General features: G+C 71.2%; 7 protein-coding genes. 3 read left to right on the forward strand and 4 right to left on the reverse strand.

Features of this window, described 5'->3' with window-relative positions:
* Positions 1 to 505 precede the first annotated feature (505 nt).
* Both htpG and ACWGIG_RS16855 read right to left on the reverse strand, forming a co-directional pair.
* On the reverse strand, positions 506 to 2,419 hold the full coding sequence (gene htpG, locus ACWGIG_RS16850; RefSeq protein WP_453322366.1) for a molecular chaperone HtpG: 1,914 nt from the start codon (positions 2,417 to 2,419) through the stop codon (positions 506 to 508).
* A gap of 117 nt (positions 2,420 to 2,536) precedes the next feature.
* On the reverse strand, positions 2,537 to 3,187 hold the full coding sequence (locus ACWGIG_RS16855; protein ID WP_453322367.1) for a type III effector protein: 651 nt from the start codon (positions 3,185 to 3,187) through the stop codon (positions 2,537 to 2,539).
* Positions 3,188 to 3,314: 127 nt separating this feature from the next.
* On the opposite strand from ACWGIG_RS16855, the gene ACWGIG_RS16860 reads away from it, so the two are divergent.
* From ACWGIG_RS16860 to ACWGIG_RS16870, 3 genes are all read left to right on the forward strand, one after another.
* Positions 3,315 to 3,746 (forward strand): Hsp20/alpha crystallin family protein, encoded by a 432-nt coding sequence (locus tag ACWGIG_RS16860; RefSeq protein WP_453322368.1) that lies wholly within the window; start codon positions 3,315 to 3,317, stop codon positions 3,744 to 3,746.
* A gap of 105 nt (positions 3,747 to 3,851) precedes the next feature.
* Entirely contained in the window at positions 3,852 to 4,247 is a 396-nt protein-coding gene (locus ACWGIG_RS16865; protein ID WP_453322369.1) for a DUF2267 domain-containing protein, read from the forward strand.
* A 54-nt stretch (positions 4,248 to 4,301) separates the two neighbouring features.
* Complete coding sequence (locus ACWGIG_RS16870) at positions 4,302 to 4,766, forward strand: DUF2267 domain-containing protein (RefSeq protein ID WP_453322370.1); 465 nt, start codon at positions 4,302 to 4,304, stop codon at positions 4,764 to 4,766.
* 236 nt (positions 4,767 to 5,002) lie between these two features.
* Here the strand turns inward: ACWGIG_RS16870 and ACWGIG_RS16875 are convergent, their stop codons facing one another.
* Positions 5,003 to 6,526, reverse strand: coding sequence for a hypothetical protein (locus ACWGIG_RS16875; protein ID WP_453322371.1), 1,524 nt, complete (start codon positions 6,524 to 6,526; stop codon positions 5,003 to 5,005).
* A gap of 80 nt (positions 6,527 to 6,606) precedes the next feature.
* Complete coding sequence (locus tag ACWGIG_RS16880) at positions 6,607 to 9,348, reverse strand: hypothetical protein (RefSeq protein WP_453322372.1); 2,742 nt, start codon at positions 9,346 to 9,348, stop codon at positions 6,607 to 6,609.
* Positions 9,349 to 9,453 lie beyond the last annotated feature (105 nt).

Genomic DNA, 9,453 nt, shown 5'->3' on the forward strand with positions numbered 1-9,453 from the left:
CCGCGACGGCACCTTCTACGACCCCCAACCCGCCCCAACCCCTTGACCAAAGTCATAGGGGCACCCCCCCCGGCTGCCGGGCAGGCCGGCGACGAGGACGGTGGCGTTGTCCGCCTGCTCGGGCGCCCACCGGGCTGCCAGGCCCAGGGCGGCCCGTACCGCACAGAGGCCCCCGCGCCCGGGTCCTGGAGGTACGCGCGGGCGTCCCCGCACCAGGTGAGCGTGACCGGCTTGCCAGGCGCCACGACGGCCAGGACCGCGACCGCCCCCACATCCGGGGCGCCCGGGCGCTGAGCTTCGGCCGCGCACCACCGGAACAGCGCCCGCAGGGCTCCGTACGGTGTCCCCGCCCCGCCGCGTTCCGCCCCGTACCTGGGCACTGGCCCAGAACACCTTGCCGATGCCCCACGGACTGCTGAAGCCGTCGAGCCACCGGTCGGTGAGCATCCGCTTGCGAGGGGGTGGGTGCGGCCGGGCGCTTCGGTGTGCCGGGCCGCACCCGTGGTCACAGAGAGCGTGTCAGGCGCTCGGTGAGCAGCCTGGTGAAGCGGGCCGGGTCGGGCAGATCGCCCCCGTCGGCGAGCAGTGCGCTGCCGTAGATCAGCTCGGCGATCTCCGCCAGCGCGGGGTCGTTGGCGTCCGCGTCGTGTGCCGTGCGCAAGGCGGCGACGAGCGGGTGTGCGGGGTTGAGTTCCAGGATCCGCTTGACGGTGGGGAGTTGCTGTCCCATCGCCCGGTACATCTTCTCCAGGGTCGGCGTCACGTCGTGGGCGTCGCCGACGATGCACGCGGCCGAGGTCGTCAGGCGTGACGAGAGACGGACCTGCTTGACCTGCTCGGAGAGAGTGGTCGTCAGCCACGGCAGCAGGGCGGCGAAGTCCTGCTCGCGCTGGGCCTTCTCGGCGTCGGTTGCCTGGTCTCCGGCGGCGGACTCGTCGAGGTCGACCTGGCCCTTGGCGATGGACTGCAGTCGGTGGCCGTCGAAGGCCGGTACCTGGTCCGCCCACACCTCGTCGATGGGGTCGGTGAGGATCAGGACCTCGTATCCCTTGGCGGCGAAGGCTTCCATGTGCGGGGAGTTCTCCACCATGGCGCGGGTCTCGCCGGTCAGGTAGTAGATGGTGTCCTGGCCGTCCTTCATCCGCCCCACGTACTCGCGCAGCGTGGTGGTTTTCTCCGGGTCGTGCGTGGAGGCGGCCGACACCAGCCCAAGCAGGGCCTCGGTGTTGTCCGTGTCCTCGACCAGGCCCTCCTTCAGCGCCCGGCCGAACTGCTCCCACACCTTCGTGTAGCGCTCGGCGTCCTTGGACTGCATGTCCTTGAGGGCGCCGAGGACCTTCTTGATCAGGCGCCGGCGGACGCCGCGGATCTGGCGGTCGTGCTGGAGGATTTCGCGGGAGACGTTCAACGACAGGTCGTGGGCGTCCACGACACCCTTGACGAAGCGCAGGTAGTTGGGCATGAGCGCTTCGCAGTCGTCCATGATGAACACGCGCTTGACGTACAGCTGCACGCCGCGCTTGGTCTCACGGGAGAACAGGTCGAAGGGCGCCTGCGAGGGGATGAACAGCAGCGCCTCGTACTCGAAGGTGCCTTCGGCGCGCATGTGGACGGTCTCGGCCGGGTCGAGCCAGTCGTGGCTGATCTGCTTGTAGAACTCGTTGTACTCGTCCTGTGTCACCTCGGCGCGCGACCTGGCCCACAGGGCCTTCATCGAGTTGAGGGTGTCGGCGTCGGGGGTGGTGGAGCCGTCGGCGTCGGTGTGCTCGGTGGCCATGCGGATGGGCCAGCGGATGAAGTCGGAGTACTGCTTGACGATCTGGCGGATCTTCCCCTCGGAGAGGTAGTCCGCGAGCCCGTCCTCGCTGTCGGCGGGCTTGAGGTGCAGGGTGACCGAGGTGCCCACGGGCAGGTTGTCGACGGCTTGGAGGGTGTAGGCGCCCTCGCCGTCGGACTCCCACTGGGTGCCGGAGTCGGTGCCGGCCCGCCGGGTACGCAGGGTGACCTTGTCGGCGACCATGAATGCCGAGTAGAAGCCGACGCCGAACTGCCCGATCAGGTTCTCGGCGGTGCTGGCGTCCTTGGACTCCTTGAGCTTCTCCAGCAGGCCGGCGGTGCCGGACTTGGCGATCGTGCCGATCAGCTCCACGAGATCGTCCCGGCTCATGCCGATCCCGTTGTCACGGACGGTCAGCGTGCGGGCGTCCTTGTCGACCTCCAGGAAGATGTGCAGGTCGGTGGTCTCGGCGAGGTCGGAGTCGGTCAGCGATTCCAGCCGCAGTTTGTCCAGTGCATCGGAGGCATTCGAGATCAGCTCGCGCAGGAAGATGTCCTTGTTCGAGTAGATCGAGTGAATCACCAGCCGGAGCAACTGGCGGGTCTCGGCCTGGAATTCCAGCGTTTCGACACTGCTGGCCATGTGGGGCCCTTTCTGTGGAACGTCATGAACGGACGGGTCTCGGGCCGGGACGCATCAGTGCTCGCCGTCGGCACGGTTCGCGGCAGGCCGGAACGCACCTGCCTACGGGTGGGGGAGTCAAGCCTCGTCGGACGCCGTGGCCCTGAGCCGGTCCTGAAGGGTGTCCAGGCATTCGACGAGGTCGGTGTGGTGGGCATGGAGGTAGGGGCGCATGCCGGTCAGGGGGGAGATGAGCTCGGCGGCGTCGGTGGCTCCGAGGGCGGCATGCAGGGCGGTCTGCGCCGAGCGCGCCTCGGGTGCGAGGTGGGTGAGCGCGGTGATCTGTCCGGCGAGTCGGCGCAGGTCGGCGGCGTGGGCGCGGGCCCAGGCGGCGGTGGCGCGCTCGGCGGCCCGGGCTTGGCGGGTGGCCGTCACCCGCTGCTCCCCGGTGGTGCCGACGGTGCCGGGGCGGCCGCGCAGATAGCGCCGTTCGGCGGCTTGGCGGCTGGCGACGCCGAGCGGGGGTGCGAGGTCGGCCCAACTGGCGCCCGCGTCGCGGGCGGTTTCGATCAGACCGGTCTCCCAGCCGGCGAGCTCCTCACGCACCTGCCGCAGCAGCGACAGGGAGGCCAACGCCTGCTCAGGACCCGGTCCGGCGGCGTCGGGGGTCTCGTGGTGGGCCTCGCGCAGCGCGTTGTCCATGGCGGCAAGGGCCGCCGAGGCGGCGAGGAAGGACGCCGGGCCGTGGGCGTCGGTACTGGTCGTGGACGGCTGGTCGGCTGCGGTCACGAGCACCTCCCTCAATTGGTCATCGGGCTGATGACGTCATCATTGTCATCCATTGGACGACATGTTACAACGGTGTCAGTGCAGCGCATTGGCAGCAACTGCCCGAACCTGCTGGAGGTGTTTCACGATGTTGATGCGCACCGACCCCTTCCGTGAGCTGGACCGGATGGCGCGGCATCTGAGGGGCCCGGACACCTGGTCAAAGCCACCGGCGATGCCGATGGACGCCTACCGCGAGGGTGATGCGTACGTGGTGGCCCTCGACATCCCCGGCGTGACCGCGGACGCGATCGACATCGACGTCGAACGGAACATGCTGACCGTCAAGGCCGAGCGAGGGCCGGTGGCGACGACCGATGACGCGAAGGTGGAGCTGTCCGAGCGGCCACTGGGTGTCTCCTCGCGCCAGATCGTTCTCGCCGACACCCTGGACACCGAGCACATCCAGGCCGACTACGACGCCGGTGTGCTCACCCTGCGCATTCCGATCGCCGAGCGCGCCAAGCCCCGCAAGATCTCCGTCGGCGTCGGATCCGGCCGCAAGGAGATCTCCGGCTGACACCGGTCCGGATCGGTGCGGAGGACGGACACCTGAGCTCCACCTTTCCGCTCCCCGCTCCCCGCGCCCCCGTGGACAGCCCGACGACGAAAGGGACGGCGGCCGATGACCTTGCGACACGAAGCGTTCCTCGACCACGTGAAGCAACGCGGTGAATACGGGACAGCGGGGGAAGCCGAGCGTGCGGCCCGAGTGGTACTGGCCCTGCTCGGCGCCCATCTGGTCGGTGAAGTCCGCGCCCAGCTCGCGGCACGCCTGCCGGAGGGCTTCGCCCTGATCCTGCTCAACCCGCTGCAGAGCGCCGAGCCGCTGCCCCCGGAGCGGTTCGTCCGCGCGACCGCCGCGTGGATCGAGGGCGCCACCGAGCAGACCGCGATCTGGGACGTCAGCGCCGTGCTGTCCACCGTCGCCGACACGGTGGACGAGGACCTGCTGGAGCAGATCCTGTTCCAACTCCCCGTCGGCTACGACCTCCTCTTCGGCCGACCCCAGCCCACCTGACCAAGACCGGGGCGCCGTACCGCCCCCATGACTCCGTGAAAGGCATTCACCGCAGTGATCTCCGACGCACGCGTACCGCTTGAACACCAGCAGTCGTATTCGACGGCGTACGAGCAGATGCTGGACAAGGTCCGCTACGAGGGCGCCTATCCCACCCGTGAGCGGGCCGACGAGGCCGTCCGCCTGGTCCTCGCGGGGCTCGGGCGTCAACTGACCGGTGACGAACGCGTCGACCTGGCCCGCTGCCTGCCCCTGGAGGCCGCACGCGTGCTGACCGCGCAGATCCCCGACATCCAGCCGCTGACCGGATGGGCCTTCGTCAAGGACCTCGCCGCCCGCTCCGGCGCCTCCCTGGCCACCACGCGCTGGGACACCGGCTCCGTCTTCGCCGCCGTCACGGCACACACCGGGCCCGGCCTGATCACCCGCATCCTCCACCAGCTCCCCGCCGGCTGGGCCCTTCTCTTCGGCCAGGCAGAACTCACTCCCGCCGCCGTTGCCGTGGGGCGCACCCGCTGACCGGCCTCCGGGACGGGGACACGGGGACGCCGCACCTCCGGTGAACGCGTTCGTCCGCGTCCGCTCACGCACCTGCCGGGTGCAGCCGATCCGGCCCGTCAGGACATACGACCGCACCCCGTATGCGACCGGTCGGGCTCGTCGGCCCCGAAGACGCCACGCTGCGGGGCCGACTTCGCAGCGTGGCGTCGAACGGTTCGGACACGGGTGGACGGCGACAGGCTCCCGGGCAGCCGTTATGCGGCCGTGCAGCTGACCTTCACCGGAGCAGCAGCCGCGTGCCGGTTGCCCGAGGTCTTGCCGCGGTTGTCGAGAACTATCGAGATCTTGCCCGCGCTCATGGGAAAGGTGCCCGCCGACACCCACTGGCCCAGGTGGGCCGTCTGGTTGATCTCGAAGGTGCCGACCTTGGTGCTCGACTTGGGGACGAAGGCGCGGTGAACGGTGTAGTGGGCCGGGTTGCCGCCGACGTAACTGATGTCCTTGACGTTCGGGACGTAGACGGAGACGGCGCACTTCCCCGTCTCCACCGAGCCGGTGGAGAACTTCCACTGGGCGAAGACGCCGTTGGACTTCGAGGTGCTGTTGGACAGGGGGAGGCTGTAGTAGAAGCCGCTGCACCCGTAAGCGGTCTGGCTGCCCCTGCTGCCGCGCCAGCCCTTGTTGCTGTCGCGGTACTGATCCGACGTGGCGAAACCGGGAGTGTCGCAGCCGGGGCCTACGAGGTGGTTGTACGTGGCCGGGGCGGGTTTCCGGGCGTTCGTCTTCGTGCTGTCGGCGGGCTTGTCCGCACCGTCTTGACCGGCCGGGACGCCCGGCTGGACCGGAGTGCCCGGGGCGGGCCGGCCGTTCTTCTCGGCCGGGACGGGCTCGGTGCCCTTTTCCGCAGGGGTGGTGCCGGGACCGGTCTTGGCTTCGATGCCCGTTCCGGTGGAGGACCCGCCGCCCTCGTGCAGACCGCCGCCCTGGCCGGTGCTGCGCTCTGCCGTGTTCCCTCCCGGCTTGGCGTTGGCGGTGCCGGGGACGTTTTCGCCGGGTGCGTTCTGCTGCCCGGGAACGAGGCCGGGGCCCGTGCCGTCCGGGTTCATCCGGCTGCCTTGGGGGGCCTCGGCGGAGACCGGACCGGTCTTGTCGTCCGACCCGGAGAGACCGGAGATCAGGAACGGCACACCGACCAGCAGCAGCCCGCCGGCCAACGCCGCGGCGATCATCGGCTTGCCCGGTCGGCCGAGGGGGAGACCGGAGGGGCGGCGGGGGATGGTCGCCGTGGCGGTCCGGCCGGTGGAAGTGGAGGTGGCGGCGGATGCAGCGAGGGCCGTGGTGGGGGAGGTGGCGGTCCCCGCGGCGGCCTCGGTCTTCTCGCCGGACGCCTTCTTCGCTTCGGTCCCCGTCCCGGTCTCGGGCGCAGCCTTGCTCCCCTCGGGCTTCGCCGTGGCCTCCTTGCCGGATTCCCCGCTCCCCTCGGACGCAGTGGTGGCGGAGGTGGTGGGGGAGGAGGAAGTGGGGACTGCGGCGGTGGCGGTGGCGGCGGGCGCCGTCGCGGATGTCGCTGCGGCCTTCCGGCCCTTGACGGGCTTCTGCTTGGCCGCAGTCTTCTCCGGCGTTGCCTTTTCCGGTCCGGACTTTTCCGGTCCGGACTTCTCCGGGAAGAGGCCGGCGGACGGCTCCTCGGCGAGTGCCGCCAGTTCTGTCGCGCGGGGGACCGATGAGCTGGGGGTACCGGACGTCGCTCCGGCCGAAGCCGACTCGCTGGTTGCCATGACGGAACCTCTCTGGAGAGCAGGTGGGGAAGAGGGGGAAGGGGAGCAGGACGTAGGAAAGGGAGTGAGACGGGGCGAGCTCAGCCGTGGGTGCTGCTGGCCGGATTGATCGGCAGGGAAGGGAAGGGCCCGGTGCAGCGCGCGGGCCACGGTGTGCGCGGCGCCGCACCATTGCGGCAGGCCGCCGCATCCAACCGGGCGACCGCATCGTCGGACGGCGCCCTGAACTCCGCCGTCCCGGGCGGTACTTCGGCCAGGAGTACCCGGGCCGGCAGCTCCCCGTCCGCCTCGTGCCTGGCCAGTACGCAGAATTCGCTCCCTGCCGCGAAGAGCGCCGTGGCACTGTTGCCGCCCGGACCCGCCAGGGTCGACGTCCGGCGTGCGGTCATGGGCCGGATGACGTACCGGACGTGCTCGTCCGTCGGCAGCGGCGCACCCTTCTGCTCCAGGTGCACGACGTCGAGCGGAGCGTCGCAGTACAGGAACGCTCCCGGAAGAACGTCCTCCGCGATCTCCGGCCCCGGTACGGCCCGCATCAGTGTGCCCCGCAGTGCGGGCAGCCTGCGCAGTCCGGAAGCGAGACAGGCGGCGTACGCGGCCAGTTCGCCGCCCCCCGGACCTGTTTCGCTCGCCCCGGCCGACTCGGCGGCGAGCGCGAGCGCTCCGAAGCGGCCGTCCGGGGGCGACGCCAGATAGAGGTGTACGGCGATCAGGTCGGCCCGCGCGGCGGCCTCGCCAGGACCGCGCAGCGCGGGCAGCCGGATGAGTGCCTGGTTCACCGGCCCGGTGTGCTCCTCCCAGACCGTCGACGCCAGCTTCCGGAACGCGGCACGGTCGCCGTCGCTGCTGAAGCCGGTGGCGCCGGCAGTACCCGGAGTCGCGACGGTACGACGTGACGCGGCGGGCCGTGCCCCGGAAGCGGAGGACGCCGGGGCCTTCCTGGCCGCAGGGGTCTGTGTCGCCGGAGCTGGTGCTGAGGTGGGCGGAGGGGTGGCCGGAGGGGTGGCTTGAGGGGTGGTGGATGAGGCGGAGGGGGCGAGTGGGAGCGCGCTGGACTCCGTCCCACCTGTGGCGGCCGTGGCAGCCTTGACGGCCGGGACAGTGGCCTCGGCGTGGGCCGATGAGGCTGTCCTCTCCGGGGCCCCCGTCGAGGACATCGAAGCGAGCGCGCCGGGCCTGACGGGTGCGCCCAGCGAGCCGCCGGGCATTCCTGGCAGGGTGGGTGCCTCGGGCGCCTCAGACATCCCGGGAGCCTTGGACGCGCCGGTTTCGGCTGTCGTGCCGGGTGCGGGTGCGGGTGCGGGTGCGGGTGCGGGTGGGAGGGTGAGGGTGGGTTCTGCCTCCGCCGAACCTGCCGTTTCCGCCGGTGAGTGGGCCCCCGTCGCACGGGTGCCCGCCGCGAACGTCAGTTCGTTCCGTACGGCGAAACGGCGCAGCGCGCCCAGGGTCTCGGGGCTCGCTCCGGCCGGCGCGGTGAGCTCCGCGTATTCCCGTACCTGCCCGTCCAGTTCAGGCAGCAGCGCGGCGAGCGACTTCAGCAGTCGGCCCCGGGCCCTGTCGTCCTGGCCCGTCTCCTCGACCTCGATACGAGCCGCCCTCGCCTCGGCGGGCCGCTCGCGGACCTCGTCCGGCGGTACGGCCGAGCCGCCCACCCACAGCCCCGCCCGCACCGCGACCACGTACGCCCCTTCCGGCATCAGCAGCGTGCCGGGTTCGGGCGCCGGGCTGCCCACGGATTCCGGCAGCCGCCAGTGTGCCGGCCGTGGGGCGGGGCGGTGACCGTCGAGCTCGGCAGGCGCACACACCACGGCGGTCAGCAGGGCGGGCCAAGTGCACTCGCCCCCTGGTGAGTTCAGCCGTACGACCTCGGAGTGCGACACCCCGCCCTCACCGGGGGAACCCGGCGCCGCACCGGGCAGGGCAAGAGGCAGTCCCGTGCACACTTCCACCTCCGTACCCAGCAGATCGGCCACGGCCGCTGCGACGGGCAGCAGATCGTGCCCGTCACCGGGCGCGAGCCGAACCGACCGGCGCTGCTCGGCGGGCAGCCCCGCGAGCAGCGTCGCCAGATCCTCGGCCAGGGCCTCCTGCTCCATTCCTGCGGAACTCACCAGCACCGTCAGCCGTTCAGGATGTACGGACAGCGCGAACGCCAGCTCCCCCGGGCGCGGCGCGGGTGTTCCGGCAGGCCGCAGCAGCAGGCCCGCCGGGATCTGCTGCACGGTGCAGCCACCCACCTCACCGAGTGGCACCCGGGCCAGTGCCCGCTGCCAGCGCGGCGCGGGTATGCGTGCGCCCAGCGCCTCGGGTTCGGTGCCGGGAGCGAACCGCCACCAGCCGCCCGCCCGGGTGGCCGGTTCGGTGACGTACAGGCCGCCGCCCGGCACGAGGACGGCCGCCGCGTCCGGCGCTTCGAGCTCCAAGTCCCACGCATCCGAAAGCCGTTGGGCGAGCGGGGTGCGCCCGGCGGCCGGAGCCGCCGCGCCCGACATCACCAGACGTGCGGCCAGGCACGCCGTGTCGCTGCTCAGCCGGGCGATCAGCGAACCCAGCTCCTCGCCCAGGTTCCCGGCCGCCTCGGCGGCCACGTCGACGACGACCACCGGCCGTCCGGGCTCGGCGGGCAGTGCGCGGGCCAGCTCGGCGACCGAGGTGCGACGGTCGGCCGATGAGCGCAGCAGATACCTTTCACCGTCCTCCTCCAGGACGGTGTACGGAGCCGATCCGGCGTGTGTGGCCGGGTCAGGGACCGCCGCCGGGGCCGCTGCTGTCGAGGTACGGCGGCCGAGCCACCGGGGGAGTCGCGAAGTCCTCTCCGTCATCAGGTGCTCTCCCGACGAACGCGACTGCTGAGCTGCACTGATCCTCCATCAACCACCATGTCAGGATGTGGCGTTGACCATAGCTTCCGTGAGTTCATGTGGTGC

The organism is Streptomyces sp. NPDC054863, from assembly GCF_053610825.1.